The organism is Streptomyces sp. NPDC088910 (assembly GCF_044749865.1).
In the GTDB taxonomy this organism is placed as follows: domain Bacteria; phylum Actinomycetota; class Actinomycetes; order Streptomycetales; family Streptomycetaceae; genus Actinacidiphila.
Genome location: NZ_JBIVIV010000001.1, coordinates 542,428 through 567,725 on the forward strand (window position 1 = coordinate 542,428; position 25,298 = coordinate 567,725).

23 protein-coding genes and 2 pseudogenes are annotated in these 25,298 nt (G+C 72.1%); 11 read left to right on the forward strand and 14 right to left on the reverse strand.

All coding sequences use genetic code 11. From position 1 onward, the window contains the following. Positions 1 to 220 precede the first annotated feature (220 nt). Complete coding sequence (locus ACIP4Z_RS02365; protein WP_391160267.1) at positions 221 to 1,696, reverse strand: DHA2 family efflux MFS transporter permease subunit; 1,476 nt, start codon at positions 1,694 to 1,696, stop codon at positions 221 to 223. Positions 1,697 to 1,873: 177 nt separating this feature from the next. Here ACIP4Z_RS02365 and ACIP4Z_RS02370 point away from each other — a divergent pair, with 177 nt between their 5' ends. Next, positions 1,874 to 2,917: an AsnC family transcriptional regulator gene (locus ACIP4Z_RS02370; RefSeq protein ID WP_391047478.1), complete on the forward strand. Its 1,044-nt coding sequence runs from the start codon at positions 1,874 to 1,876 to the stop codon at positions 2,915 to 2,917. A gap of 47 nt (positions 2,918 to 2,964) precedes the next feature. On the opposite strand, the gene era is transcribed toward ACIP4Z_RS02370, so the two are convergent. Further along, a complete protein-coding gene (gene era, locus ACIP4Z_RS02375; protein ID WP_355344525.1) occupies positions 2,965 to 3,906 on the reverse strand; it encodes a GTPase Era in 942 nt (313 codons plus the stop codon). A 212-nt stretch (positions 3,907 to 4,118) separates the two neighbouring features. Between era and ACIP4Z_RS02380 the strand changes: the two genes are divergently transcribed. Both ACIP4Z_RS02380 and ACIP4Z_RS02385 read left to right on the forward strand, forming a co-directional pair. Further along, positions 4,119 to 5,444 carry an ammonium transporter gene (locus tag ACIP4Z_RS02380; RefSeq protein ID WP_391047480.1) on the forward strand — a complete coding sequence of 442 codons (1,326 nt, stop codon included), beginning with the start codon at positions 4,119 to 4,121 and terminating at the stop codon, positions 5,442 to 5,444. After that, the gene (locus ACIP4Z_RS02385; protein ID WP_355344523.1) at positions 5,441 to 5,779 is read left to right on the forward strand and encodes a P-II family nitrogen regulator; all 339 of its coding nucleotides are present in this window, start codon (positions 5,441 to 5,443) and stop codon (positions 5,777 to 5,779) included. Before ACIP4Z_RS02380 ends, ACIP4Z_RS02385 begins: the two co-directional genes overlap by 4 nt. A gap of 68 nt (positions 5,780 to 5,847) precedes the next feature. Here ACIP4Z_RS02385 and ACIP4Z_RS02390 read toward each other — a convergent pair whose 3' ends face one another. Further along, a complete protein-coding gene (locus ACIP4Z_RS02390; protein ID WP_355344520.1) occupies positions 5,848 to 6,198 on the reverse strand; it encodes a cytidine deaminase in 351 nt (116 codons plus the stop codon). 139 nt (positions 6,199 to 6,337) lie between these two features. On the opposite strand from ACIP4Z_RS02390, the gene ACIP4Z_RS02395 reads away from it, so the two are divergent. Next, positions 6,338 to 6,532, forward strand: coding sequence for a hypothetical protein (locus tag ACIP4Z_RS02395; RefSeq protein WP_355344517.1), 195 nt, complete (start codon positions 6,338 to 6,340; stop codon positions 6,530 to 6,532). A 150-nt stretch (positions 6,533 to 6,682) separates the two neighbouring features. Here ACIP4Z_RS02395 and ACIP4Z_RS02400 read toward each other — a convergent pair whose 3' ends face one another. Further along, positions 6,683 to 7,507, reverse strand: coding sequence for a helix-turn-helix transcriptional regulator (locus tag ACIP4Z_RS02400; protein WP_401305031.1), 825 nt, complete (start codon positions 7,505 to 7,507; stop codon positions 6,683 to 6,685). Positions 7,508 to 7,670: 163 nt separating this feature from the next. On the opposite strand from ACIP4Z_RS02400, the gene ACIP4Z_RS02405 reads away from it, so the two are divergent. Then, entirely contained in the window at positions 7,671 to 9,152 is a 1,482-nt protein-coding gene (locus tag ACIP4Z_RS02405) for an MFS transporter (protein ID WP_401304420.1), read from the forward strand. 11 nt (positions 9,153 to 9,163) lie between these two features. On the opposite strand, the gene ACIP4Z_RS02410 is transcribed toward ACIP4Z_RS02405, so the two are convergent. Beyond that, positions 9,164 to 9,517 (reverse strand): YybH family protein, encoded by a 354-nt coding sequence (locus ACIP4Z_RS02410; protein WP_401304422.1) that lies wholly within the window; start codon positions 9,515 to 9,517, stop codon positions 9,164 to 9,166. A 107-nt stretch (positions 9,518 to 9,624) separates the two neighbouring features. On the opposite strand from ACIP4Z_RS02410, the gene ACIP4Z_RS02415 reads away from it, so the two are divergent. Next, positions 9,625 to 10,521 (forward strand): LysR family transcriptional regulator, encoded by an 897-nt coding sequence (locus ACIP4Z_RS02415; RefSeq protein ID WP_401304424.1) that lies wholly within the window; start codon positions 9,625 to 9,627, stop codon positions 10,519 to 10,521. 65 nt (positions 10,522 to 10,586) lie between these two features. Here ACIP4Z_RS02415 and ACIP4Z_RS02420 read toward each other — a convergent pair whose 3' ends face one another. The 4 genes from ACIP4Z_RS02420 to ACIP4Z_RS02435 all read right to left on the reverse strand — a co-directional run bounded on the left by ACIP4Z_RS02420 (position 10,587) and on the right by ACIP4Z_RS02435 (position 14,800). Then, positions 10,587 to 11,879 carry a CNNM domain-containing protein gene (locus ACIP4Z_RS02420; protein WP_391047492.1) on the reverse strand — a complete coding sequence of 431 codons (1,293 nt, stop codon included), beginning with the start codon at positions 11,877 to 11,879 and terminating at the stop codon, positions 10,587 to 10,589. A 19-nt stretch (positions 11,880 to 11,898) separates the two neighbouring features. After that, positions 11,899 to 12,393: an rRNA maturation RNase YbeY gene (gene ybeY / locus ACIP4Z_RS02425; protein WP_355344834.1), complete on the reverse strand. Its 495-nt coding sequence runs from the start codon at positions 12,391 to 12,393 to the stop codon at positions 11,899 to 11,901. A 13-nt stretch (positions 12,394 to 12,406) separates the two neighbouring features. Then, complete coding sequence (locus ACIP4Z_RS02430; RefSeq protein ID WP_188280805.1) at positions 12,407 to 13,450, reverse strand: PhoH family protein; 1,044 nt, start codon at positions 13,448 to 13,450, stop codon at positions 12,407 to 12,409. Between the two features lie 219 nt (positions 13,451 to 13,669). Further along, entirely contained in the window at positions 13,670 to 14,800 is a 1,131-nt protein-coding gene (locus ACIP4Z_RS02435; protein WP_401304429.1) for a carbohydrate kinase family protein, read from the reverse strand. A gap of 153 nt (positions 14,801 to 14,953) precedes the next feature. On the opposite strand from ACIP4Z_RS02435, the gene ACIP4Z_RS02440 reads away from it, so the two are divergent. Together ACIP4Z_RS02440 and ACIP4Z_RS02445 are read left to right on the forward strand one after the other, a co-directional pair. Further along, a complete protein-coding gene (locus ACIP4Z_RS02440) occupies positions 14,954 to 16,267 on the forward strand; it encodes a 6-phospho-beta-glucosidase (RefSeq protein WP_401304432.1) in 1,314 nt (437 codons plus the stop codon). A gap of 221 nt (positions 16,268 to 16,488) precedes the next feature. Next, the gene (locus ACIP4Z_RS02445; RefSeq protein WP_401304435.1) at positions 16,489 to 17,289 is read left to right on the forward strand and encodes an HAD family acid phosphatase; all 801 of its coding nucleotides are present in this window, start codon (positions 16,489 to 16,491) and stop codon (positions 17,287 to 17,289) included. A 14-nt stretch (positions 17,290 to 17,303) separates the two neighbouring features. On the opposite strand, the gene ACIP4Z_RS02450 is transcribed toward ACIP4Z_RS02445, so the two are convergent. The 3 genes from ACIP4Z_RS02450 to ACIP4Z_RS02460 are packed head-to-tail and all read right to left on the reverse strand — an operon-like array spanning position 17,304 to position 19,619. Next, positions 17,304 to 18,317, reverse strand: coding sequence for an adenosine deaminase (locus ACIP4Z_RS02450; protein WP_401304438.1), 1,014 nt, complete (start codon positions 18,315 to 18,317; stop codon positions 17,304 to 17,306). Between the two features lie 29 nt (positions 18,318 to 18,346). After that, entirely contained in the window at positions 18,347 to 19,252 is a 906-nt protein-coding gene (locus ACIP4Z_RS02455; RefSeq protein ID WP_391160282.1) for a ribonuclease Z, read from the reverse strand. A 10-nt stretch (positions 19,253 to 19,262) separates the two neighbouring features. Beyond that, positions 19,263 to 19,619: a histidine triad nucleotide-binding protein gene (locus ACIP4Z_RS02460; RefSeq protein ID WP_355344491.1), complete on the reverse strand. Its 357-nt coding sequence runs from the start codon at positions 19,617 to 19,619 to the stop codon at positions 19,263 to 19,265. A 612-nt stretch (positions 19,620 to 20,231) separates the two neighbouring features. Between ACIP4Z_RS02460 and ACIP4Z_RS02465 the strand changes: the two genes are divergently transcribed. Together ACIP4Z_RS02465 and ACIP4Z_RS02470 are read left to right on the forward strand one after the other, a co-directional pair. Then, positions 20,232 to 21,257: a hypothetical protein gene (locus tag ACIP4Z_RS02465; RefSeq protein ID WP_401304444.1), complete on the forward strand. Its 1,026-nt coding sequence runs from the start codon at positions 20,232 to 20,234 to the stop codon at positions 21,255 to 21,257. 669 nt (positions 21,258 to 21,926) lie between these two features. Next, positions 21,927 to 22,273 (forward strand): annotated as a pseudogene (locus ACIP4Z_RS02470) (transposase); the annotation flags it as partial. Positions 22,274 to 22,352: 79 nt separating this feature from the next. Here the strand turns inward: ACIP4Z_RS02470 and ACIP4Z_RS02475 are convergent. Next, positions 22,353 to 22,847 carry an HAD family hydrolase gene (locus tag ACIP4Z_RS02475; protein WP_401304447.1) on the reverse strand — a complete coding sequence of 165 codons (495 nt, stop codon included), beginning with the start codon at positions 22,845 to 22,847 and terminating at the stop codon, positions 22,353 to 22,355. Between the two features lie 316 nt (positions 22,848 to 23,163). Between ACIP4Z_RS02475 and ACIP4Z_RS02480 the strand changes: the two are divergent. Beyond that, positions 23,164 to 24,642 (forward strand): annotated as a pseudogene (locus ACIP4Z_RS02480) (NF041680 family putative transposase). A gap of 9 nt (positions 24,643 to 24,651) precedes the next feature. On the opposite strand, the gene ACIP4Z_RS02485 reads toward ACIP4Z_RS02480, so the two are convergent. Then, on the reverse strand, positions 24,652 to 25,206 hold the full coding sequence (locus tag ACIP4Z_RS02485) for a hypothetical protein (RefSeq protein ID WP_401304450.1): 555 nt from the start codon (positions 25,204 to 25,206) through the stop codon (positions 24,652 to 24,654). Positions 25,207 to 25,298: the final 92 nt, after the last annotated feature.

Consider the following 25,298-nt stretch of genomic DNA (forward strand, 5'->3'; position numbering starts at 1 on the left):
GATTGCATTCGTAGACGGGGTCGGGAGGAGGCGTTTTCCCGTCAATACGGGAGGCGCGGTGTACTAAGCGGCTTCGTATGTGACCTGCGTCCTATCGAGGGGATCACAAAGGGGTGCCCCCTCTGTCGCGGTGCGTGAAAGAGGGGGCACTTTGTGTCTCCGTCATATGTGGCGCCGGTCACTCAAAAGCGGGTGAATCGGGTGAAGCGGTCGTCGGCCGTCATTTCAGGCCGGTGGCGACCTCCTCCACCGCGCTGACCTGGGGCTTTCCCTCAGCCTCGGCCGAGGCGTCACCGTCGGCGGCCGGAGCGGGAGCAGAGGCGGCAGCGGCGGGGCGGAGCGTGGCCAGGACGAGCACGGCTCCGGCCAGCGCGGCGACCGCCGCGTAAAGGGAAATGCGGTCCAGGCCCGAGGCGTATCCGGCCCGCAGCGAGCCGCCGCCCGCGGTCGTGTCGCGCAGCCGCGAGGTGAAGACGGCGCCGAATACCGCGATGCCGAGCGTCATTCCGAGCTGGCGGAAGGTGTTGACGGCGGCGCCCGCCATGCCCGCGCGCTGCGGGGGCACGGCCTCCACGGCGGCCGAGACCAGGACGGGGGTGGCCAGCCCCGCGCCCACCCCGACGACCGCCAGGCCCGCGAAGAGGGCGGACTGCCCGGACGAGGCGTGCACGGACAGCCACAGCACCGCGCAGCCCGCCGCGATCAGGACGAGACCGCCGGCGATCGGCAGCCGGGGCGCGACGCGGTGCATGTGCCGGCCCGCCACGGCGGCTGCCAGGAAGGACGCCCCGGCCAGCGGCATCAGGGCCAGACCGCCGCGGATCGGGCTGAGGCCGAGGACGTTCTGGAGCCACAGCGAGAGGTAGACCAGGCCGCTGAAGGCCGCCGCCTGGTAGAGCAGGGCGCCGCCGAGCAGGCCGGAGAAGCTGGCGCGGCGCAGCAGCGCCAGGTCGAGCATGGGGTGCGCGGACCTGGCCTCGGCGACGACGAAGCCGACGACGGCCAGGGCGGCGACCGCGAAGGCGGTCAGGGTCAGCGACTCGGTCCAGCCGTGCTCGCCGCCGCGGATCAGCGCGTACGTGAGCGAGGCCGCCGCGAGGGTGAAGGCGGCGGCGCCCGGCAGGTCCAGGCGTCCGGCGCCGCGCCGCCCGGCGGGCAGCACCTTCAGCGTGAGCGCGACGGCGACGACCGCGATCGGCAGGTTGACCAGGAAGATCGCCTGCCAGCCGAAGCCCTGGGTGAGCAGGCCGCCGAGGATGGGCCCGGCAGCGGCGGCGGCGCCGTTGACCGCGCCCCAGACGCCGAAGGCGGTGCCGCGGTCACGGCCGTGGTAGGTCGCGGACACCAGCGCGGCCGAGGTGGCGAACATCGCGGCGCCGCCCACGCCCTGCACGGCCCGCGCGGTGATCAGCGCGGCGGTGTTCGGCGACAGGGCCGCCGCCAGCGAGGCGAGGGCGAAGACGACGAGCCCGGCCGCGTAGATCCGCCGGTGTCCGAAGAGGTCGGCGAGCGAGCCCGCCACCATCAGCAGGGCGGCGAGGGCGAGCGCGTAGATGTCCATCACCCACTGCAAGGAGGTGAAGGACGCGTCGAGGTCGGACGCCATGCTCGGCAGGGCGACGTTCACGATGGTGACGTCGACCAGCAGGATGAAGGCGCCCAGGCAGATCGCCACGAGGGGCAGCCATTTGCGCATGGGTGGAACTCCGTTCGGGAGCGGACCTCGCGGGCCTGACGGACCTCATGGGGTCCGCGAGTCCGGCGGATCGTGCGGATCGTGGGGTGTAGCGGTTCCCACGATCCGTGACGCCCGGTCCGCGCCACAGTCAGCGACGCTGTGGCGGCGGAATCCGACATCCCCTAGCCTTGCCCGATGGAATCCGACACGACATGGGACATGCTGGAGGGACTCGACGAGCTGGACCACCGGGTCGTGCACGCCCTCCAGATCGACGGCCGGGCGCCGTTCCGCCGGATCGGCGAGGTGCTCGGCGTCTCCGACCAGACCGTGGCCCGCCGCTACGGCCGCCTCCGCTCCAGCGGACTGCTGCGGGTGGTGGGCCTGACCGACCCGCACCGGATCGGTGTGACGCCGTGGTTCGTACGGGTGCGGTGCACCCCGGACGCGGCGGCCTCGGTCAGCGAGGCGCTGGCCCGGCGTACCGACACCCGCTGGGTCAGCCTCATCTCGGGCGGCACCGAGATCTTCTGCCTGGTGCAGGCCGCGCTCCCCCAGGGGGACGACTCGCTGCTGCTCCAGAAGCTGCCGCGCACACCGCGCGTGGTGCAGGTGACCGCGCAGGCGATGCTGCACGTCTTCTTCGGGCAGGATCTGAGCCCGGTGACCAAGGCGGGCTGGCTGAGCGCGGACGAGGCGCGGGCGCTGGTCGTGGCTGACGCGCAGGCCCCGGCCCCGGAGAGCACGGCGCCGTATCCGCTGGCCTCCGACGACCAGCCGCTGCTCGACGCGCTCGCGGTGGACGGCCGGACGCCCGCCGCCGAACTGGCCGAGGTCACCGGCTGGTCGCAGACGACGGTACGGCGGCGCATGTCGGAGCTGCGGGCGGCCGGGGTCCTCTACTACGACCTGGACTTCGACCGGCGCGCGCTCCAGCCCGCGCTGAGGACGGGGCTGTGGCTGGAGGTCGAGCCCGCCCGTCTGGCCGAGGTGGGGGCGGCGCTCGCCGCCCACCACGAGATCGCCTTCGCGGCGGCGACCACCGGCACGGCCAACGTCTACGCCTCCGTGAACTGCCAGGACGCCAGCGCGCTCTACCGCTATCTGACCGGGCCCGTCGCCGAGCTGCCCGGCATCCGGCGTACCGAGACCTCGCCCCTGCACCGCACGATCAAGGGCGCGAGCCCCCTGCCCGCCCCCAGCGCCAGGACCCGCCTGGCGGACGCCGACCGCACCTGACCCGCCGCGGGCGGCCTACGGTCGGCGAACCGCGAGCCGGCCGCGGGTCAGAAGCCGAGCTTGCGGAGCTGCTTCGGGTCGCGCTGCCAGTCCTTGGCGACCTTCACATGGAGGTCGAGGAAGACCGGGGTGCCCAGCAGGGCCTCGATCTGGGTGCGGGACTTCATGCCGACCTCCTTCAGGCGGGCGCCCTTGGGGCCGATGATGATGCCCTTCTGGCTGGGCCGCTCGATGTAGAGGTTGGCGTGGATGTCGAGCAGCGGCCGGTTCTCGGGGCGGCCCTCGCGCGGCAGCATCTCCTCGACGACGACCGCGATGGAGTGCGGCAGTTCGTCGCGTACGCCTTCGAGCGCGGCCTCGCGGATCAGCTCGGCGACCATGACCTGCTCGGGCTCGTCGGTGAGGTCGCCCTCGGGGTAGAGCAGCGGGCCCTCCGGCAGCAGCGGCACCAGCAGGTCGGCCAGCAGCTCGACCTGGTCGCCGCCGGTCGCGGAGACCGGCACGATCTCGGCCCACTCGATGCCGATGTCGCGGCCGAGCTTGTCCACGGCGAGCAGCTGCTCGCGCAGCGTCTGTCCGTCGACCAGGTCGGTCTTGGTGACGATGGCGACCTTCGGCGTCTTCTTGATCCCGGCCAGCTCGCGCGCGATGAAGGTGTCGCCGGGGCCGAGCTTCTGGTCGGCGGGCAGGCAGAAGCCGATCACGTCGACCTCCGACCAGGTGGTGCGCACCACGTCGTTGAGCCGCTCGCCGAGCAGCGTGCGCGGCTTGTGCAGCCCCGGGGTGTCGACCAGCACGAGCTGGGCGTCCGGCCGGTGCACGATGCCGCGCACGGTGTGCCGGGTGGTCTGCGGCCGGTTGGAGGTGATCGCCACCTTCTGGCCGACCAGAGCGTTCGTGAGGGTGGACTTCCCGGCGTTGGGGCGGCCGACGAAACAGGCGAAACCGGACCGGTGCGGGGTGTCTGCGGGCTGGGTACGAGCGCTCATGCGCCCATTCTCCCCGAAGACGGGGGTGCCTGAGCCCGCCCCCGCCCGTACGGCACCCGCCGGGGCCCTTCTCCGGCGGCCCGCGGGTGACGGCACGGTGATCCGCCGGAAACCCTCGCGCAACACGAAACACGGCGGAAACACGTATGCCCACAACCGGAAATACGCGCCCGTGACGCTCTTCCCCAGCCGTCCATGGAAGGGACTCCCCCGTGCTGCTCCTGTCCGCCGGTCAACCCGCGGTCGACGCGGGCGACACCGCCTGGCTGCTGGCCGCCACCGCGCTGGTCCTGCTGATGACCCCCGGCCTCGCGCTCTTCTACGGCGGCATGGTCCGCAGCAAGAGCGTCCTCAACATGTTCATGATGAGCTTTGTGTCGATCGCGCTGGTCACCGTGGTCTGGCTGACCGCCGGTTACACCCTCGCCTTCGGCCCCGACGCGGGCGGCCTCGGCCTGATCGGCGGCCTGGACCACCTCGGGATGCACGGCATCACCCCGACGACCGTCACCGGCCATGTGCCGACCCTGCTCTTCGCCGCCTTCCAGCTCACCTTCGCGATCGTCACCGCCGCGCTGATCAGCGGCGCCGTCGCGGACCGCGCGCGGTTCGGCGCGTGGGTGGTGTTCGTCCTGGTGTGGACGCTGGCCGTATACGTACCCGTCGCGCACTGGGTGTTCGGCACCGGCGGGTGGATCGTCGGCGAACTGGGCGCGCTGGACTTCGCGGGCGGCACCGTCGTGGAGGTGTGCTCGGGCTCCTCCGGGCTCGCGCTGGCGATCGTGCTCGGGCCCCGGCTCGGCTTCCGCAAGGACTCGATGCGCCCGCACAATCTGCCGCTGGTGCTGCTCGGCGCGGGCCTGCTCTGGTTCGGCTGGTTCGGCTTCAACGCCGGGTCCGCGCTCGGCGCCAACGGCCTGGCCGCCGCCGCCTTCGTCAACACCCAGGCGGCGGGCTGCGCCGGGCTGCTCGGCTGGCTGCTGGTCGAGAAGCGCAGGGACGGGCACGCCACCACCCTGGGCGCCGCGTCCGGCGCGGTCGCCGGTCTCGTCGCCATCACCCCGTCCTGCGGCAGCGTCGACATGGTGGGCGCGCTGGTCGTCGGGCTCTGCGCCGGGGTGCTCTGCTCGTACGCCGTGAGCTGGAAGTTCCGCTGGGGCGTGGACGATTCGCTCGACGTGGTCGGCGTCCACCTCGTCGGCGGCGTGGTCGGCACCCTGCTCATCGGCCTGCTCGCCACCGCCACCATGACCGGCGGCCCCGAGGGCCTGCTGTACGGCGGCGGCCTCGGCCAGCTCGGCAGACAGGCGGTCGCGGTCGCGGCGGTCGGGGCGTACGCCTTCGCCGTGACGTACGGCATCGGGCGGGCGATCGACCGGCTGATGGGCTTCCGGGCGAGCGAGGAGGAAGAACGGACCGGCCTCGACCTGACCGTGCACGCCGAGACCGCCTACGATCACGGCGTACTGACGCACGGCACGTCGCTCCCCGCGCACAAGGCCGCTGCTCACGTCCCGGACAGGAGCACCCTCGGATGAAGCTGGTCACCGCGGTCATCAAGCCGTTCAAACTGGACGACGTGAAGACCGCACTCCAGGAGATGGGCGTGCACGGCCTCACCGTCACCGAGGCCAGCGGCTACGGGCGCCAGCGCGGCCACACCGAGGTCTACCGCGGCGCCGAGTACCGGGTCGACCTCGTCCCCAAGGCCCGGGTGGAGGTGCTGGTCGAGGACGCCGACGTCGAGGCCGTCATCGAGACGCTCGTGGCCGCGGCCCGCACCGGCAAGATCGGTGACGGCAAGGTGTGGGCGGTGCCGGTCGAGACGGCCGTACGGGTCAGGACCGGGGAGCGCGGACCCGACGCGCTCTAGGGTGCGTCCCGCCGCGCCGGACAGCCCCTAGGGCCTGTCCGGCGGATCACGAACGGCCCCTTCGACTCCTAGCCCGCGGTGACCGTGCTTCGGACCGTGCCGTCCGGGGCCGCGAGGATCACCGGCGTGGCCGGGCCGCCCAGGTCCCCGACGACGGCGCGGTCCCGGTCCGCGGCGGCGGTCTCCGCCGTGACCACGACGGCCGCCTCCAGCGAGGTCGCCCCGCTCGCCACCGCCATCGCCACCGCCGTCTGGAGCGCGCTGAGATTCAGCGACGCCAGCGCCACGGGGCCCGCCACATAGGTCCGGCCCATCTCGTCCCGTACCGCCGCGCCTTCCGGCGCGCCGTTACGGGCACGGACCGACCGGGCCAACGTGATGAGTTTCCGGTCTTCCGGGTCCACGGTCGCATCGCTCATGCGCCGACCTTATCCGCCGCCCCGCACGCGCCTTCGCGGAGGTGGGCCCCGGTGTCGTCACCCTGGGTGGCCGAAGATGCGCGGACAGCGAACAACCCTTAGCGTGGGTCGTGCAGTCCTCCTCGTCTGAGGTGATTCGATGCTTCTGCACCTGCCCTTCGTCATCGTCCTCGCCGTCGCGGCCTTCTTCCTGAAGCGGAAGGGCTCGATGAAGGCGACCCACGCTCTCGTCTGCGGTGCCTTCGGGTTCTATCTGGCGGACACGAGCCTGGCCACGTCGATCCAGGCGGCCAGCGCCAACCTGGTCTCGATGATCGGCACCTTCGGCACCTGAGGTCCCGAGAGCCCGAGAGCCCGAGAGCCCGAGAGCCCGAGAGCCTGAGGTCCCGAGAGCCTGAGTGCCTGAGGTCCCGAGTGCCCGAGACCCGGCGATCCGGACCCCTCCGGGGGACCCGCGGGCCCGGAAATCCTCAGGCCCCCGCGGTCAGCTCGCCCGCTCGTCCACCGAGCGGAACGACCCGCGCCGCTGCTCCGGTGACGCCAGCCACTGGAGCTTGGCGGCCGTTTCGGTGTCCGGCAGCGGATTGTGCATCACGATGGTGAGGTCGGGGCGGGCCGGGATGCGCAGTTGGGTGCTCTCGAAGTGGAGGTCGCCCACGAGCGGGTGGCTCAGCTCCTTGACGAGCTGGCCGCTGGGCTGGACGTCGCCGAGCGCCCACAGCCCGGCGAATTCCGTGCTGACCGCCGCCAGTTCGGAGACGATCCGGTGGAAGCCCTCGTCGTCCGGGTACTCCGAGGCGGCGGCGCGGTACTGGGCGACGATGGTCGCCGCCAGCGTCGCGTGCCGGTCGGCGCGGCCCCGGTAGACGGGGTCGGTGAAGAAGCTGACCAGGCAGTTGGTGTCGCGCGCGGTGAAGGCGAAGGTCTGCCGGGCCGGCTCGTTGAACGCCAGGATGTTCCAGTAGGCGTCCATGATGTGCGCGGGGAACGGCGACCAGGACTCGATCAGCCGGTAGAGCCCCTCGCAGAAGTCGGCGTCGGGCACCGCTTCCGGCAGCGGCGGATTGAGCCCGGCGAGCACGTACAGATGGCGCCGCTCCGGACCGGTCAGGCGCAGCACGCGCGCGACCGCGTCGAGGACCTGCGGGGAGACGGTGATGTCGCGTCCCTGTTCGAGCCACTGGTACCAGGACGCGCCGACCCCGGCCAGCACGGCGACCTCCTCGCGGCGCAGCCCCGGTGTGCGGCGCCGGGCGCCGCCGTCCGGGAGTCCGGCCTGCGCGGGCGAGATCCGGGCCCTGCGGGCCATCAGGAAGTCCCGCAGTTCCCGGCGGCGGTGCGGCTTCGACGACAACGGCGCGGACACGGTCTGTTCCACTCGCTCCCCCTCGGCCTGCGGCCTGGCTGGTGGTCCGGCCACCAGCATAAAGGGCGGCTCCCCACCGGCCCGTGGATCGCCGGAAGGTGGTCGCATGGCAACCGACACCACCGCGTCCCCTTCGAGCACGTCCGCCTCGGGCCCCGGCACGGGCCCCGGCACGGGCCCCGCCTCGGGCACGACGGGCGCCCTGCGCGCCCCGGCTCCCCAACACCTCGGCATCCGCGCCAAGCTGGTGCTCCTCGTGCTCTGCGCCGCCCAGTTCATGATCTCCCTGGACTTCTCCATCCTGAACGTGTCGCTGCCCGTCCTCGGCTCCGACCTCGGTATGAGCAGGGCCAATCTCCAGTGGGCGGTGACCGCCTTCGCGCTGCCGTCCGGCGGATTCCTGCTGCTCTTCGGCCGGATCGCCGACCTGTACGGGCGGCGCCGGCTGTTCCTGACCGGTCTCGCGGTCTTCGCCGCCGCCTCGCTGCTGGCCACCCTCGCCTGGAACCCGGCGGCCTTCCTGGCCGCGCGGGCCGTGCAGGGCCTGGGCGCGGCGGCCGTGGTGCCGACCGGCATGTCGCTGCTGACCACGACCTTCCCCGAAGGGCCGCTGCGGGAGCGGGCGTTGGGGATCAGCGGCACACTGCTGTCGCTGGGCTTCACCATCGGCATGGTGATGGGCGGCACGCTCACCGACGCCTTCGGCTGGCGGTCCACGATGGCGTTGCTGGCCGCCGCGGGGGTCCTCGTCCTGGCCGCCGCGCCCGCGCTGCTCACCGAGTCGCGGCACCCGCGCCGCCCGCGGATCGACGTACCCGGCGCGGTCACCGTGACCGGCGGGCTGCTCGCGGTGATCTACGCGCTGTCCACGGCCGCGCAGCGCGGCTTCGGCGGCGCCGACGTGATCGCCGCCCTGGTGCTGGGCGTCGCGCTGCTGGCCGCCTTCGTGGCGGTGGAGTCGCGGGCCGCCGAGCCGCTGGTGTCGCTGCCGATGCTGCGCCGACGCACGGTGGCCTGGGGCAATCTGGCCGGGCTCGCCACGTTCTCGATGATGAGCACGGTGGTCTTCCTGCTCACCCTCTACCTCCAGGAGATCCGCGGCCTGTCGGCGTTCCGCACCGGCCTGGTCTTCGGTGTCCAGGGCGTGGCCGCGGCCGTCACGGGGATGACCGCGGCGCGGGTGATCGGCCGGATCGGCACCCGCGGCACGCTGCTGGCCGGTCTGGTCGTGCAGGGCGCGCTGACCGCCGTGCTGGTCCTGCTCGGCCCCGGCTCCTCCGGCACATGGCTGGCGATGGCCGGGGTCACGCTGGCGTGCGTCGGCCACCTGTGGGTGATCGTCTCGTACGGGATCACCGCGACGTCCGGACTGCCGGACCACGAACAGGGCCTGGCCACCGGACTGGTGACGAGCAGTCAGCAAATCGGTCTGACGGTCGGCATCCCGCTGCTCTCCGCGCTGGCGTCCAGCCGGGCGCACCTGCTGTCCGGTATCCACCTGGCGCTGGCGGTGGACGCGGCCGTACTGCTCGCGGTGGCGGTCATGGTCGCGGTGGGGCTCGGCCGCGGCCGTACAGCCGGGGTCTGAGCGGCCAGGGCTCAGCTCTCCGGGCGGTCCAGGACGCGCAGCCAGCGGCCGTCCGGCTGGCGGCGGGCGACCTGGACCCGGCCGCCCGTGCCGTCCTTCGGGCGGGTGGAGGTCAGCGCGAGGTCACCGCTGATCAGGGTGGGCAGCGGCTCCTCGACCTCGAAGACCGGCTTGGCGGCGAGCAGCCCCGCGTACAGCTCGCGCAGCGCCGCCGTGCCCCGCGACGGGCGGTCGATCGGGAAGGCGACCACCGCGTCCGGTTCGAAGAGCTCCAGAATCCCTTCCAGGTCACCGGAGTCGACCCGCTCCACGAACAGCCGGGCGATGTCCTCCGGGTGGGTGGCGTAAGCGCGGTTCTCGGTCATGGTGTGGCGCTCCCTCGTGTGCTCCTCGGTTCCCCCGCTGTCCATTCTCGACGGCCCCCGTCCATAAGTCCAAGATCTGGATCTTCTGCGAGCTAGCATGTCCGGTTATGGAACTGCGGCAGCTCGAATACTTCGTGACGGTGGCCGACGAGGCGGGATTCACCCGGGCGGCGACCGCCTTGCACGTGGCGCAGCCGGGGATCAGCGCGCAGGTCAGACAGCTCGAACGGGAGCTGGGGCAGCCGCTGTTCGACCGCTCGGGCCGTACCGTGCGGCTCACCGAGGCCGGGCGCGCGGTGCTGCCGTACGCGCGGGCCGCGCTCGACGCCGTCGCCGGGGCGCGGCTGGCGGCGCAGGAGCTGACCGGGCTGGTACGCGGCCGGGTCGCGATCGGCGCCGTCACCTCGCTGGGCGCCGACATGGACGTGCCGGGGATGCTCGCCGGTTTCCACGACGCGTATCCGGGCGTGGAGATCACGCTCGGCGAGGACACCTCGGACCGGCTGCTGGCCGGGCTGCGCGCCGGGCGCTACGACCTGGCCTTCGCCGGGATCGCCGGGGAACCGCCCGAGGGCATCGGGACGCAGACGGTCATCGACGACGCGCTGGTGGCGGCCGTCGCGCCCGGCGACCCGCTGGCCGGGCGCCGGACCATGCCCGTCAAGGCGCTCGACGGGCGGCCCCTGATCGTCCTGCCCACCGGCACCGGGCTGCGGGCCGCCGTCGACACCGCGTGCGCGGCGGCGGGCTTCACGCCCCGGATCGCCTTCGAGGCGGGCAACCCTGAAGTCCTCGCCGCCCTCGCGGAGCGCGGCCTCGGCGTCGCGCTCCTGCCGGCCGGTCTCGCCGCCTCACGCCCCGGCCTGCGCGTCCTGCCGCTGACCCGGCCCGCGGTCCGCTCCCGGCTGGCGCTGGCCTGGCGGGAGCACGCGGGCGCGTCCCCCGCCGCCAAGGCGTTCCTCGCCCACGCCCGCCGCTTCCTCGCCGAGCGCACCCGCCCCTGACCGGCCGACCGTCCTCAGAAGCCCAGGGGTCTCAGGAGGCCGGGGGTCTCAGGAGGCCGGGGGTCTCAGGAGGCCGGGACCTCCGCGACCGGGTCGACCCGGACGGTGTGGATACGGTTGCGGCGGCCCGCGGGCGCCTCGGCCGTCAGCCGCAGCGCGGCCGTACCGCGGTCGCCCGACCCGTCCTCCGGCAGCGGCACCACCGTGGTGGCACCGGGGATCGGGACCCGGCCGAGGGACTTGGCGAGCAGCCCGCCCACCGTCTCGACGTCGTCGTCGTCGAGTTCCACCCCGTACAGGTCACCGAGGTCGCCGATGTCCAGGCGGGCCGTGACGCGGTACGAGCCCTCGCCCAACTCCTCGACCGGGGGCGTCTCGCGGTCGTACTCGTCGGTGATCTCGCCGACGATCTCCTCCAGGATGTCCTCGATGGTGACGATCCCGGCGGTCCCGCCGTACTCGTCGATCACCACGGCCACGTGGTTGCGCTCCTGCTGCATCTCGCGCAGCAGGTCCCCGGCGTTCTTGGTGTCGGGCACGAAGGACGCGGGCCTGATCAGCGTCGAGACCGGCTCGGACTCCGACTCCCGGTTGATGTGCACCCGGCGCGCCAGGTCCTTGAGGTAGACGAAGCCGACGACGTCGTCCTCGCTCTCCCCGGTCACCGGGATACGGGAGAAGCCGCTGCGCAGCGCCAGCGTCATGGCCTGACGGATCGTCTTGAACCGTTCGATCATGACCAGTTCGGGCCGCGGCACCATCACCTCGCGGACGATGGTGTCACCCAGTTCGAAGACCGAGTGCACCATCCGGCGCTCCTCGTCCTCGATCAGCGACTCGGACTCCGCGAGGTCCACCATCGCGCGCAGCTCGGCCTCGCTCGCGAACGGGCCGCGCTTGAAGCCCTTGCCGGGCGTCACCGCGTTGCCCAGCAGGATCAGCAGCCCCGGCACCGGGCCCATGACGCGGGCCAGCGGCAGCAGGACGTACGAGGCGGCGGTCGCGGTGTTCATCGGGTGCTGGCGGCCGATGGTGCGCGGCGAGACGCCGACGGCCACGTACGACACGAGCACCATGACGCCGATCGCGACGGCGAGGACTTCCCAGGTGCTGTCGAAGTGCCGGTCGCACACGACGGTGATCAGGACGGCCGCGGCCGTCTCGCAGCCGACCCGCAGCAGCAGGGCGACATTGAGGTAGCGGGTCGGGTCGGAGGCCACGGCCAGCAGATTGGCGGCGCCCTTGCGGCCGGAACGCAGCGCGTCCTCGGCGCGGAAGCGGGACACGCGGGCGATGGCGGTCTCGGCGCAGGCGGCGAGCCAGGCGACGACGACCAGGACAACAGCGGAGACGATCATGCGGAAGTCACCGTCGGCGTCAGTGGGTGGTGGGCGCGGGCGACGGGCCCTCGGCCCCTTGCTCGTCGCGCCAGCCGTCCAGAATGGCCTTCTGCAGACCGAACATCTCGGCCTTCTCGTCGGCTTCCTCGTGGTCGTAGCCCAGCAGGTGGAGGACGCCGTGGACGGTGAGCAGTTGCAGCTCCTCGTCCATGGAGTGCTTCGTCGGCGCCTCCTCCGCCTGCTTCTTGGCGACCTCGGGGCAGAGCACGATGTCGCCGAGCAGCCCCTGCGACGGCTCCTCGTCCTCTTTCCCCGGACGCAGCTCGTCCATCGGGAAGGACATGACATCCGTCGGCCCCGGCAGGTCCATCCACTGCATGTGGAGCTGCTCCATGGCGTCGGCGTCCACCACGATCACCGACAGTTCAGAGAGCGGGTGGATTCGCATGCGCTGAAGGGCGTAGCGGGCGGCGTCCAGGACCGCCCGCTCGTCGATCTCCCAGCCGGACTCGTTGTTGACGTCGATCGCCATGATGGTGAAGTGGTTACTTTCCGTTGGCACCGGTCGCGCCGGCGATGCTGTCGTCGTAGCGCTCGTAGGCGTCCACGATGCGTCCGACCAGCTTATGGCGCACCACGTCCGTGCTCGTCAGCCGGGAGAAGTGGATGTCCTCGATATCGGTGAGGATGTCCTGGATCTGCCGCAGCCCGCTCTTCGTCCCGTTCGGCAGGTCGACCTGCGTCACGTCACCGGTGATGACGATCTTCGAGTCGAAGCCGAGCCGGGTGAGGAACATCTTCATCTGCTCGGCGCTGGTGTTCTGCGCCTCGTCGAGGATGATGAACGCGTCATTGAGCGTGCGACCGCGCATGTATGCCAGCGGGGCGACCTCGATCGTGCCCGCTGCCATCAGGCGGGGGATGGAGTCGGCGTCGAGCATGTCGTGCAGGGCGTCGTAGAGCGGGCGCAGGTACGGGTCGATCTTCTCGTAGAGGGTGCCGGGCAGGAAGCCGAGGCGTTCGCCGGCCTCGACCGCGGGGCGGGTGAGGATGATCCGGCTGACCTGCTTGGACTGGAGGGCCTGGACGGCCTTGGCCATGGCCAGGTAGGTCTTGCCGGTGCCCGCGGGGCCGATGCCGAAGACGATGGTGTGGGTGTCGATCGCGTCCACGTACCGCTTCTGGTTGAGCGTCTTGGGGCGGATCGTGCGGCCGCGGCTGGACAGGATGTTCTGCGTGAGGACCTGGGCGGGCGTCTCCGCGTCCGGGTCGACCGCCGTGCCGTTGGCCCTGAGCATGGCGATGGAGCGTTCCACCCCGTCCTCGGTCATCGGCTGGCCGGTGCGCAGCACCAGCATCATCTCGTCGAAGAGCCGCTGGACCAGGGCCACCTCGGGGGCTTCGCCGACGGCGCTGATCTCGTTGCCTCGGACGTGGATGTCGACGGCCGGGAACGCCTGCTCGATCACGCGGAGGAGAGCGTCTCCCGATCCCAGGACGGTCACCATGGGGTGCTTGGCCGGTACGACGAAGTGGGCGCGCGCCTGCTGCGGCGGCTGCGGCTGCTGCTTGGTCGGTGTCTGAGTCATGGGCCGGCGCTAGGGCCTGCTCATCCCGCTTTCTGCTGATCGGCAGGCCCGGAGGGGCCTGGGGGTTCCAAGCGTACGACGCCGCGCCGCGCCCGCCGAGGGGATTTGGCGGTGTGCCCGCGGCGGAAGGGGCACGGGGAGCCACGCGGGGAGCCGCGTGGGCAGGGGCGCGGGCGAGGGTGCGGGCGGGGGTGCGGGGAGCGGCTCGCGGGCCGGGGCTCAGGCGGGGCGGAAGCCGACGGTGGGGACCGCGCGGCGCAGCGGCCAGGGCCGGGGGTCGGTGGGCAGCAGGGCGTCGAGGAAGGCGTAGCGGCCGAGCGGGGAGGCGGGGTCGCAGGGGCCCGGGTCCGCGGCGGCCCGCGCCCGCGCCTTCGTCTGCTGCCACCAGGCGGCAATCTCGGCCCAGCCGGGCGCGGACAGCGAGCCGCCGAACTCCTGCACGGACAGCGCCGCGCACAGCGACGCGAAGGCCAGCCGGTCGGCCAGCGGCCAGGCGGCGAGCGTGCCGGTCACGAATCCGGCGACGAAGACGTCGCCCGCGCCCGTGGGGTCCAGGGCCTCCACGATCAGGGCGGGCACCTCGGCCGTCTCTCCGCTGCCGGAGTCCACGGCGAAGGCGCCCTCGGAGCCGAGGGTCACCACCGCGAGCGGCACCCGTTCGGCCAGAGCCCTGGCGGCCTCGCGCGGGCAGGCCGTCCGGGTGTACCGCATGGCCTCCTCGGCGTTCGGCAGAAACGCGGCGCAGTGCCGTAGCCCATCCAGGTCTGCCGGGTCCCAGCGGCCGGTCTCGTCCCAGCCGACGTCCGCGAAGACCTTCGTCCCCGAGGCGGCGGCGGCCCCGATCCACTCCTGGTCCCGCTCCTGGTCGCCCGCCCTGCCGTGGTGCCCGAGCGACGCCACCGCCGCCCGCGCGGGCGGCGGGCAGGCGGGCACCGACTCCTGCGCGGGCGGCGCCTCGTGCCCGTGGCTGACCATCGTCCGCTCGCCCTCGTACGCCATCGACACCGTCACGGGCGAGTGCCAGCCGGGGATGCGCCGCGACGGCTTCAGGTCGATGCCCTCGCCCGACGACAGGCTGTCCCAGCAGTAGTCGCCGTACACGTCGTCCCCGAACGCCGCCGCCAGCGTCGTCCGCAGCCCGAGCCTCGCCAGCGCCGTCGCCATGTTCGCGATCCCGCCGGGGCTCGAACCCATCCCCCGCGCCCACGACTCGGTGCCGCGTACGGGCGCGCTGTCCAGTCCCGTGAAGATGATGTCCAGGAACACGGTGCCGGTCAGGTAGACGTCGGTCGCCGGGTCGCCCGCCGCGCGGAGCGTGCCGAGGGGGTCGAGAACGGGCATGTCGTCCATCCCGTCACTGTGCCACGGCGTCCGCGCCCGGGGCTGCACGTACCGCCACCTGATGTCGGTTGCCGCACCGCGGGGCCGGTGGGCGCGGCGAGCCCCCGCCGGGGGAAGATCCGGGGGACGACATCAGCCAGGCAGGACGGAAGGTCACCGCGCATGCGCCTGACGATTCTGGGAGGCGGCGGCTTCCGCGTCCCCCTCGTGTACCGAGCCCTGCTCGACGACCCCACGGTCAGTGACGTCGTGCTGTACGACACGGACCCGCGGCGGCTGCGGGTGATCACGGCGGTGCTGGCGACGATGCCGGGCGGCCCGCCGGTGCGGGCGACGACGGACCTGGACGACGCCCTGCGCGGAGCGCGGTTCGTCTTCTCGGCGATCCGCGTCGGCGGCACCGCGGGCCGCGTCTCGGACGAGCGGGCGCCGCTGGCCGAGGGCGTGCTGGGCCAGGAGACGGTCGGCGCGGGCGGGGTACTGTACGGGCTGCGGACGCTGCCGGTCGCGACGGCGGTGGCGGAACGGGTCAAGGCGGTGGCGCCGGACGCGTGGGTCATCAACTTCACGAATCCGGCCGGGATGGTGACCGAGGCGATGAGCCGGGTGCTGGGCCCGCGGGTGATCGGGATCTGCGACTCGCCGGTGGGGCTGGTGCGGCGGGCGGCGCGGGCGGCGGGCGCGGACCCGGACGGACCGGGCTTCGGCTACGACTACGTGGGCCTCAACCACCTCGGCTGGCTGCGGAAGTTGACGGTCGACGGTACGGACCTGCTGCCGGGTCTGCTGGCCGACCCGGCGGCGCTCGGCACCTTCGAGGAGGGCCGGCTCTTCGGCCCCGAGTGGCTGGGCGCGCTGGGCTCGCTGCCCAACGAGTACCTGCACTACTACTACTTCCGGCGCGAGTCGCTGGCCGCGGTGCGCGCCACGGACGCCACGCGCGGTGAGTTCCTGGACCGGCAGCAGGGCGCGTTCTTCGTCGCGGCCGATGAACAGCCGGGCCGGGCACAGGAGTTGTGGGAGCGGACCCGGCGGGAGCGCGAGGAGACGTACATGGCGGACAGCCGTGCCGCGTCCGGCGGTTGGGAGCGCGACCCGCACGATCTGGACGGCGGCGGTTACGACCGGGTGGCGCTCGCGCTGATGCGGGCCATCGCGCGGGACGAGCGGACGACGCTGATCCTCAATGTGCCGGGCGGCGGGGCGGTGCCGTTCCTCGACCCGGAGGCCGTGGTCGAAGTGCCGTGCGAGGTCGGGGCGTTCGGGGCGAGGCCGCTGCCGGTGGCGGCGCCGGACGAGCACCAGGCGGGGCTGATGCTGGAGCTGAAGGCCGTGGAGCGGGCGGCGATCGAGGCGGCGGCCACCGGTTCGCGCCGGGCCGCGCTGCGGGCGCTCGCGCTGCACCCGCTGGTGGACTCCCCGGCGGTCGCGGCGCGAATCCTGGCGGCGGCGCTCCCCGACGACGTCCGACGCTGACGGGCGGGCGCCCGGCCGGCCCCATCCGGGCCGCCCGGCCCATCCGGCCCGCCCGGCGCAACGGCCCGCCCGGCGCAACGGCCTCTGAACTGCGGGTTAACTCAAGGGAAACGAGTTGACGGACCCCGCACTCGGTGCCACGCGCGTAGACCTCCCTTGACCAGCCAGGATCGACGGGTCTAGGTTCACCGGCACCAACCGAGCGTTGAAGGAGCACCGTCATGCCCCGAGCCCGACTCTCCGCCCGCACCCGCACCTTGGCCGTCGCCGTGGTCGCGGCGTCGCTGGGCGCCACGGTCTACGGAGTCGGCGTCGCCGGCGCCCACGATTCCGTGCCGCGCAGCGACAAGCAGATCCCCAACCTCACCGACGTGGTCAGTGAGATCAAGGCGTACTACGGCGACACCGTGGACGCCTCGGGCGAGCACTTCGCGTCGCCGAGCAGCAACTACGCCAAGCAGGTCGCGGGCATCGAGGCCAAGGCCAAGCAGTATCTGGCCCACGAGGTCGGCCACGGAGGCCACGGCGGCCACGCGGCCAAGCCCGCCATCGTGCTGGACGTCGACGACACCAGCCTGAACACGTACAACTACGAGCTGGAGGTGGGCTTCGCCTACACGCCCGCCAGCAACTCGGCGTACATCGCGAACAAGAACATGGACGCCGTCTTCGGCATGGAGAAGCTGACCAACTGGGCGGCGGACCAGGGCATCACGGTCTTCTGGGTCACCGGCCGCCCGGAGGCCCAGCGCGCCGACACCGTACGGAATCTGGCCGCCGTCGGCTACAAGCCGGCCGCCGACGCCGCGCACCTCTACCTGAAGAACGCGGCCAGCCCGCCGTCGTACCTGCCGTGCGGCTCGACGTGCACGACCATCGAGTACAAGTCCGGTACCCGCAAGCACATCGAGTCGCTCGGCTACAACATCGTCGGCAACTTCGGCGACCAGTACAGCGACCTGACCGGCGGCTACGCGGACAAGTCCTTCAAGCTGCCGAACCCGATGTACTTCCTGCCGTAGGACGCGAAGAGGCGTCAGCCGAACGCGTACGCCTCCACCTCGGCCAGGCACTCCGCCCTGCGCGGCTCGTCGTGGTCGAGGAAGGCGGCGAGGAACGAATTGCGGGCCAGGGTGCGCTCGTCCTCCTCGGTGAGAGCGAGGGCGGCGCGCACCGCCGCGAAGTTGTCGTCCGCGTAGCCGCCGAAGTAGGCGGGGTCGTCGGAGTTGACGGTGACGCGCAGGCCCTCCGCGAGCATGCGCGGCAGCGGGTGGGCGGCCAGTGAACCGACGCAGCGCAGGCGGACGTTGGACAGCGGGCAGACCGTCAGCGGCACCTGCTCGCGGACCAGCCTGGCCACCAGCGCCGGGTCCTCAAGGCAGCGGATGCCGTGGTCGATCCGCTCCACGCCCAGCACGTCGAGGGCCTCGCCGATGTACGCGGGCGGCCCCTCCTCCCCCGCGTGCGCGACCCGCCGCAGCCCGGCCGCCGCAGCCCGCTCGTACACCTCGCGGAACTTCGCGGGCGGGTGCCCGACCTCCGCCGAGTCCAGGCCGACGCCGGTGATGAGGCCGGGGCCGGCGCCCGAGCCGAAGTACGGGCGCGCCGCCTCGAAGGTGTCCAGCGCCGACCGTTCGGACTCGTCCCGCAGGAAGCACATGATCAGGCCGCCGCTGATCCCGTGCCGCCGCCCCTCGCGCTCCAGCGCCCCGGCCAGGCCCTCCACGACCGTCCCGATCGGCACACCGCGCGCGATGTGCGCCTGCGGGTCGAAGAACACCTCCGCGTGCCGTACGCCCTGCTCCGCCGCCCGCGCCAGATACGCGCCCATCAGCTCGGCGAAGTCCTCCTCGGTGCGCAGGACGGCCATCAGCGCGTAGTACAGGTCGAGGAAGGACTGGAGGTCGGTGAAGGAGTACGCCTGCCGCAGCGCCTGGGCCGTCGGGTACGGCAGCGCGACCCGGTTGCGCGCGGCGAGCTCGAAGGCCAGCTCGGGCTCCAGGGTGCCCTCGATGTGCAGGTGCAGTTTGGCCTTGGGGATGGGGGGCATGGCGGGGTTCGCTTTCAGGGGGTTCGGGCTCAGCGGCGGCGCGGGACCGGGACGCGGATCAGGTCGTGGGCGACGGTCAGCTCGCCCTGGTAACCGGCCGTCCTCGCCTGCCGTTCGAAGACGGCGGGATCGCCGTAGCGCTGCGAGAAGTGGGTGAGGACGAGGTGCCGTACGCCCGCGTCCCGTGCGACGGCGGCGGCCTGACCGGCCGTCAGATGGCCGTAGTCGGCGGCCAGTCCCGCGTCCTCGTCCAGGAAGGTCGACTCGATGACCAGCAGGTCGCAGCCCTCGGCGAGGGCGTGGACCCCGTCGCACAGCCGGGTGTCCATGACGAAGGCGAAGCGCTGGCCGCGCCGCACCTCGCTGACCTGGTCGAGCGTGACGCCGTTGAGACCGCCGTCGCGTTGCAGCCGGGCGATGTCGGGACCCGCGACGCCGTGCTCGGCCAGCCGCTCGGGGAGCATCCGGCGGCCGTCGGGTTCGACGAGCCGGTAGCCGTACGACTCGACCGGGTGGGAGAGCCGGCGCGCCTCCAGCGTGAAGGCGGGGGTCGTCGCGAGCACCCCGTCGGCCGCGACCGGCGCCTCGCGCAGGTCGGCGGCCTCGTGGTAGGCGGTGGCGTACCGCAGCCGCTCGAAGAAGCGCTGCCCACTGGCCGGGTAGTGCGCGGTGACCGGGTGCGGGACGCGGTCGAGGCTGATCCGCTGGAGCACACCCGCCAGGCCCAGCGAGTGGTCGCCGTGGAAGTGCGTGACGCAGATCCGGGTGAGGTCGTGCGCCGCGACGCCCGCGTGCAGCATCTGCCGCTGGGTGCCCTCGCCGGGATCGAAGAGGATCGCCTCGCCGTCCCAGCGCAGGACGTACCCGTTGTGATTGCGGTGCCGGGTCGGCACCTGGCTGGCGGTGCCGAGGACGACCAGTTCGCGTACCGACAAAGGCCGGACCTCAGACCAGCCGCTGGAGGTCGCGCCCGCCGAGCACGTGGGCGTGCGCGTGGAAGACGGTCTGTCCGGCGCCGGGGCCGGTGTTGAAGACGATCCGGTAGCCCGTCGTGTCGACCTTCTCCTGCGCCGCGACCTCGCCCGCCTCGCGCAGCACGTCGGCGGCCACCAGGGGTTCGGCCGCCGCCAGGGCGGCGCCGTCCGGGTAGTGCACGCGGGGGATCACCAGGACGTGGGTCGGGGCCTGGGGGCTGATGTCGCGGAAGGCGACGGTGGTCTCGGTCTCACGCACGATCGTCGCGGGGATTTCGCCGGCCACGATCTTGCAGAACAGGCAGTTGGCCTGCGGCTCTCCCGCCATGGTGGCGGCCCCCTTTTCGTACGGATACGGGTCGTGTGCATGCTATCCGCCGCTTGCGGGTCGCCGCTGTGCGGCTTGTCTTTCCCGCCCGCCCGCCCACCCGTGCGGGTGCTTTCTTCGTCTGCGGGTGCCGCTTGTGCCTGGTCGGTGCCGGGCCGGGGCACCTCCTCGGGCGACGAACCTGCGGGCACCTGCGCCTGCTTCTGGCCTTGTCCGTTCGTCCCCCTGCGGGGGCACCCCGGCCCGTCCCCTCCCGGTACGTCGGCGTCCGCCTGTCCGGTGGGGGTGGCCGGGGAAGGGGGGTGGGCGGGCTCGGGTACGTCGGCGCCCGACAATCCGGTGGGGGTGGGTGGGATCCCGAGCTCTGTGGATGCAGCTCCCGGCCGGGTTTGCGGCGCGCCAAGGTATCTCATAGCACCCGAATGGAAGTGGTACGTGGCGACGAATCACGCGCGTGGACGGACAGCCACGCGGCGATCGTGGACCTGTTCGCGGGCCATCTTCCGGCGGCGGACCGGTGGTAGGGCTTCTCCCGGGTGGCGCCCGTGCCGGAGCTCTTCGTGGGGCGGGCCACGAAGGCCGTTGTCAGAGGAGATTGGCAAGATTGCGGCCATGAATGTCACTCCCGTCACTCCGCCACGGCCGATCGACGTTGTCGCGGTCTTTCCCGAACTGGCCCCACTGGCCCGCACGGCGACCCGCCTGCACCCGCGTCCCGGTGCGCCGACGCGGCACGACAGCTCGATCGGCGGGCCGCTGCTGTGGCCCGCCGACGAGCCGTGGCCGTACTGCGAGGAACCGCATGTGGTGGACGGCGTCAACCCGGTCCGGTCCCCGGCGGAGCTGCGGCAGGAACGCCGGATCTTCGCCGGCGCGTACGGCCGGGACCTGAACGCCGAGGAACGGGAAGCCCTTGAACGGATCCGGCCCCCTCGGACGCGTCCAGTGTGGCTGGCGGTTCAGTCGTACGACGGCCCCATAGAGATGCTGCCCGTCGCGCAACTGTACGCACGCGATGTGCCCGATCTGCGGCCGCCGGAGGGCAAGGACCTTCTGCAGGTGCTGTGGTGCCCCTTCGATCATCCGATCATGCCCAGGACCCTGCTCGTCTGGCGTTCGGCAGCCGCTGTCACCGACGTCCTCGACACGCCCCCCGAGCCGCCCGCAGTGCAGTTCGACGGCTATCTGCCGGAGCCGTGCGTGCTCGAACCGGAGCAGATCACCGAGTATCCCGACCATCTGGAGCTGAGCGAAGAACTGCGGGAGCGGATCAGGCAGTGGGACGTGCCGCAGGCGGCGGAGGAGGACATGGACCCGGACACGTACTACGACTGCGCGCTGTCCAACGCACCCGGCTGGAAGGTCGGCGGCTGGCCCGCCTGGGACTCCACCGACCCCGACCCGGAACGCTGCTCCGAGTGCGGTACCCGTATGGAGGTCCTGATGACCGTCGCCACGTTCGAGGAAGGGGACGACGCCGGGAACAGCTGGTCTCCGCACCCCCACCCCGGTGCCGGACCGTACCCGGGCCACCGCGGCTACAACGCGACCGGGGTCCAGATAGGCAGCGGCTACCGGCAGCATCTGTTCGTCTGCACGGCGAATGCCGAACATCCGCACATCGAGTTGATGACGTAGCCCGCCCGCAGCGTGCTGCCGGTGCGTCACCGTGGGGGCATGCCGCGATGCAGGATGTCCGCGAAGCTCGCGGTCCCGGACACCCGACAGATTTGTTGACCTGCAGGGACGTGACCTCCGACGCATGGAGTTCCGCGCAGGTGAGCGCTTGTGTCTGAGCCTCGGTTTTGGGTAGCTCTGGGTCCTGGGCTGGGGCTGCGGGAGACGGTTGCCGTCGGTGGCTCCAGCTTGGACGAGGTTCCGTTCGTCGGCCTGCCGCGGTAGGAAGTGGCGGCAGGATCAGCGGTTTCGGAAGCGTGTGGCCGCGGAGTTGAGCGGGGCCGACCGGGCTGAGTGCGTGGAGGGCGGGGCGACGTGGGTCGTGGGGGTGGATCGCCGTTCGAACGCGATCTACTGCTCGCGGCGGTGTGTGACCCGAACCTGGGGGGGCGTGAAAGGAACCGTTCGGCGAACGGTCCTAGTGGCCGCGTCGCGAACGCGCCTGAATGGCCTCTTCGGCCAGAACTCGGTCACTTGCGGTCGCTCGTTGTGATGTTCGTATGTACGGTCTGACGCTCGGTCGGAGAAGCGGGCCGGGTCTTTCCACGGCCGCGGGGCCGCGCCGGCTCTGCGGTGGGTGGTGGATGCCTGCCCGAGGAGATCGAAGTCGCCGACACCGTCTGCCGCGGCTCCCGCGGTTACGACGCGGGACGAAGATCAATGGCCGCAAGCGGCACCTGGTCGGGGACACCAAGGGCCTGCCGCTGTTCGTGATGGCCACCCCGGCCGACATGACCGACCGCAACGCGGCCAAGGAAGTCCTCTCTCGGCTGCGGCTCATGCGTCCCGAGATCACCATCGTCGGGGCCGACGGAATCGCTGATCACCTGGGCCGCGATCACGCTCATGACCAGGCGCATCACCCGCCGAAGCTCCCAAGGAAGCGGACAGCCAGCTTCTCGCAAAGCCTCACGCGACTGATCATCTTCAACACGCCGGTCGGCGTGTTGACCACTACCTCGCCGGAGCCCGGCTGATCCCACTGTTCCACCGCGGGCGCTGGGCTGGCTCACATTCGCAGTCGCCGCGCGCGGCAGGGTTACATCACCATCTCGATCACAGCCCGCAGCCCCTCGGGTCGACTCCCAGCCGGTCGCAGGCGAGCTGGAAGATCCGCGGATCGGGCTTGTCCACGCCCACCTCGTACGAGAAGACGTTTGCGTCGATGTCCGGCGTGAGGCCGAGCGCGTCGAAGACCGGCCGCCGGTCCCAGCCGACGTTGCTGACGACCGCGATCCGTACACCCTGTTCACGCAGGCGCCGCACCACGTCGAGTGCATCCGGACAGAGCCGCCACGCGGCGGCCTGGAACGTCCGCCCGTACAGCGCGTCGTACAGACCCACCCAGGGCAGCTCTGCCTGCCGCGCCAGACCGGTGAACGCGGCGCGATGCGCCTCCTCGCTGCGGTCGCGCGCCTGCCACACCGCGGCCAGCTGATCCGGCACCGCCCGAGGCGGAGTGCCGCCAGGTACAGCCCCTGCTACGTCGAGCCGCTCCCCGTACAGGCGCACCTCCGTGTCGGAAGCCTCGATGCCACGGTCGTCGAGCACACCACGAAGCCAGCTCTACGCCGACTCGATCCGTAGCAGGGTCCCGGACGCGTCGAACAGCGCACCTTTTATTGTCGTGATCGCGACCCTACTCGCAGTGAGACTTCGAGTCCTCGCCACAGGTCACCGCTGAGCCTCAGGACCGGGCAGCCGAACCCGGGATCGGAAACAGGCTCTGAGCTTGTCGTTTAACGTCCGGCTTCGAACAAGCGGGTCCGGTGATCACTCGTTCGGGTGTTCCCGGGACGGCGGTGCGGCCTTCGCATGATCCTGAACTCGACCAAGAGGTACAGGACTTGATGCGAAGGCCGCAGTGATGAGTGTGGTGCAGCAGGGTGTGCGGGGCGAGCCGTTCGCGGAACTGTCACGCTTCCGGGGGTCTTCTACGACTGCCTGACCGGGCGGCGCGACGCGCTCTTCGAGCTGACCGACGCGGTGCTGTGCAGCGACGGGCCTGTGCGGACGATGGTGGACCTGGCGCTGGTACCCGAGCACCGACGCGGGCACGGCGCCTTGTACGCCGCGCTGAACCGGGGCCGGGTGGACGTCGACCGGCTGCGGTCGGAGCTGGCCTGCCGCTGCCCCGCGCTGCGGACGGCCGCCTGGTGCTGGCGGTGGACGTCTCGCCGTGGCTGCGGCAGGACGCCGGGACCTGCCCGGACCGCTCGTTCTGCCACACCTTCGGCCGCGGCGACGCCAAGCACCAGATGATCCCGGGCTGGCCGTACTCGTTCGTCGTCGCGCTGGAGACCGGCCGGACATCGTGGACGGCGGTGCTCGACGCGGTGCGGCTGGAGCCCGGCGCCGACGTCGCGGCTGTCACCGCCGCCCAACTCCGCGACGTGGTAGCCCGGTTGATCGGCGCTTGGCAGTGGACGGCGGGCGATCCGGAGGTGCTGGTGGTGATGGACGCCGGCTACGACGCCCCGCGGATCGCCCACCTGCTCGGCGACCTGCCGGTGCAGATCCTTGGCCGGCTCCGCTCGGACCGGGTGATGCGCCGTCCGGCGCCCAGCCGCGCGGAGTTCGCGGCGGCGAACCCGGCCGGCGGTCGGCCGCCCAAGCACGGTGGAGAGTTCGTCTTCGGCGACCCCGCAACCTGGGGTGATGAGCAAGCGGTCACCACCACCTCCACCCGCCGCTACGGCACGGCCATCGCCCGGGCCTGCGACCGCCTCCACCCGCGCCTGACCCGCCGTGCGGCCTGGCTGGACCACGACGGCGAGCTGCCGCTCCTCGAAGGCACGGTGATCCGGCTGGCCGTCGAGGAGCTGCCCAGCGGCGGGGTGAACCGGCCGGTCTGGCTCTGGTGGTCGCGCACCGGCGCCGCCCGAACGACGTGGACCGCTGCTGGCAGTCGTTCCTGCGGAGGTTCGACCTGGAGCACACGTTCCGCCTGCTCAAGCAGACGCTGGGCTGGACGCGTCCGCGCCTGCGCGACTCGGCGGCGGCCGACCGCTGGACCTGGCTGGTGATCGCCGCCCACACCCAGCTCCGCCTCGCCCGCCCGCTCGTCGCCGACCTCCGCCACCCCTGGGAGAAGCCGGCGGAACCGAACAAGCTCACCCCCGCCCGCGTCCGACGCGGGTTCCGGAACCTCCACACGAAGTCCCCCTCGCCAGCGCGGGCGCCGAAACCCACCCGCCCCGGGCACGGCCGGCCTCTGGGATCGAAGAACCAGCGGCCCGCCGCCCGCTACGAGGTGGGCAGATTCCTGGCTACCGGCGAGGCGTACGCCCGCCCTGCCCACCACGAGAAGGGCACCAAACGGAGAAGGACCGCGGCGAAATGCTGAACTCAACGCTCAGCGCACTGGAGCAGGTGTCTCCGCAAGAACACCGACGCCGTGCACGCGCATCGACTCAGTCAGCGTGAGCGGATTGACGCCCAGGGCCGAGGCGATCTCGTCGGCCATGTCGAAGGCACGCCACTTCCACTTCTCCTCGGCATCACCGTTGCGCGCGCTCTCCTCCCAGACGGGCGGCAGACCCATCCGCTCCCGCTCCGCCCGTTCCTGCAGAAGCGGTTCCCCCAGTGTGAGGAGTCCGTCGTCGACCTGGCCGGTCTCGCAGTAGCGCCGCACCACCACCCCGTGCTCTGCGATCAGCCAGGCCGAGCCGTCGTTCTGTGTACCGCAGTAGTACGCCTGCGCGACTCCGTAGCGGGAGCTGAGGTCGACGCACAGGCGCAGGACCTCGTCACTTCTGTCGGTGTTGCACGGATCGCACCACGGGCCGATCACCAGAGTCCATCCCTCGATCTCGGGGCTCACGTACACCTGGGCCAGTCCGTCCGGATTGTCCTCGGCCTCTCCGTGGCCGTCCTCGTCGATGACAGCCTCGGCCTCGGCGAACGTCACGGGTACGGGCCGGGTGAGGCCCAGGGACGCAATGACTCCCGCTTGGTCCCCGGTCGGTACGGCGATCCAGTAGAGCCAGCATGTCGACAGCG

Bases quoted from the DNA above. Each gene is read 5' to 3' on its own strand.
- ACIP4Z_RS02365 (WP_391160267.1), bottom strand. From the start codon at position 1,696: ATGCGCAAATGGCTGCCCCTCGTGGCGATCTGCCTGGGCGCCTTCATC.
- ACIP4Z_RS02370 (WP_391047478.1), top strand. From the start codon at position 1,874: ATGGAATCCGACACGACATGGGACATGCTGGAGGGACTCGACGAGCTG.
- era (WP_355344525.1), bottom strand. From the start codon at position 3,906: ATGAGCGCTCGTACCCAGCCCGCAGACACCCCGCACCGGTCCGGTTTC.
- ACIP4Z_RS02385 (WP_355344523.1), top strand. From the start codon at position 5,441: ATGAAGCTGGTCACCGCGGTCATCAAGCCGTTCAAACTGGACGACGTG.
- ACIP4Z_RS02390 (WP_355344520.1), bottom strand. From the start codon at position 6,198: ATGAGCGATGCGACCGTGGACCCGGAAGACCGGAAACTCATCACGTTG.
- ACIP4Z_RS02395 (WP_355344517.1), top strand. From the start codon at position 6,338: ATGCTTCTGCACCTGCCCTTCGTCATCGTCCTCGCCGTCGCGGCCTTC.
- ACIP4Z_RS02400 (WP_401305031.1), bottom strand. From the start codon at position 7,507: ATGGCCCGCAGGGCCCGGATCTCGCCCGCGCAGGCCGGACTCCCGGAC.
- ACIP4Z_RS02405 (WP_401304420.1), top strand. From the start codon at position 7,671: ATGGCAACCGACACCACCGCGTCCCCTTCGAGCACGTCCGCCTCGGGC.
- ACIP4Z_RS02410 (WP_401304422.1), bottom strand. From the start codon at position 9,517: ATGACCGAGAACCGCGCTTACGCCACCCACCCGGAGGACATCGCCCGG.
- ACIP4Z_RS02415 (WP_401304424.1), top strand. From the start codon at position 9,625: ATGGAACTGCGGCAGCTCGAATACTTCGTGACGGTGGCCGACGAGGCG.
- ACIP4Z_RS02420 (WP_391047492.1), bottom strand. From the start codon at position 11,879: ATGATCGTCTCCGCTGTTGTCCTGGTCGTCGTCGCCTGGCTCGCCGCC.
- ybeY (WP_355344834.1), bottom strand. From the start codon at position 12,393: ATGGCGATCGACGTCAACAACGAGTCCGGCTGGGAGATCGACGAGCGG.
- ACIP4Z_RS02430 (WP_188280805.1), bottom strand. From the start codon at position 13,450: ATGACTCAGACACCGACCAAGCAGCAGCCGCAGCCGCCGCAGCAGGCG.
- ACIP4Z_RS02435 (WP_401304429.1), bottom strand. From the start codon at position 14,800: ATGGACGACATGCCCGTTCTCGACCCCCTCGGCACGCTCCGCGCGGCG.
- ACIP4Z_RS02440 (WP_401304432.1), top strand. From the start codon at position 14,954: ATGCGCCTGACGATTCTGGGAGGCGGCGGCTTCCGCGTCCCCCTCGTG.
- ACIP4Z_RS02445 (WP_401304435.1), top strand. From the start codon at position 16,489: ATGCCCCGAGCCCGACTCTCCGCCCGCACCCGCACCTTGGCCGTCGCC.
- ACIP4Z_RS02450 (WP_401304438.1), bottom strand. From the start codon at position 18,317: ATGCCCCCCATCCCCAAGGCCAAACTGCACCTGCACATCGAGGGCACC.
- ACIP4Z_RS02460 (WP_355344491.1), bottom strand. From the start codon at position 19,619: ATGGCGGGAGAGCCGCAGGCCAACTGCCTGTTCTGCAAGATCGTGGCC.
- ACIP4Z_RS02465 (WP_401304444.1), top strand. From the start codon at position 20,232: ATGAATGTCACTCCCGTCACTCCGCCACGGCCGATCGACGTTGTCGCG.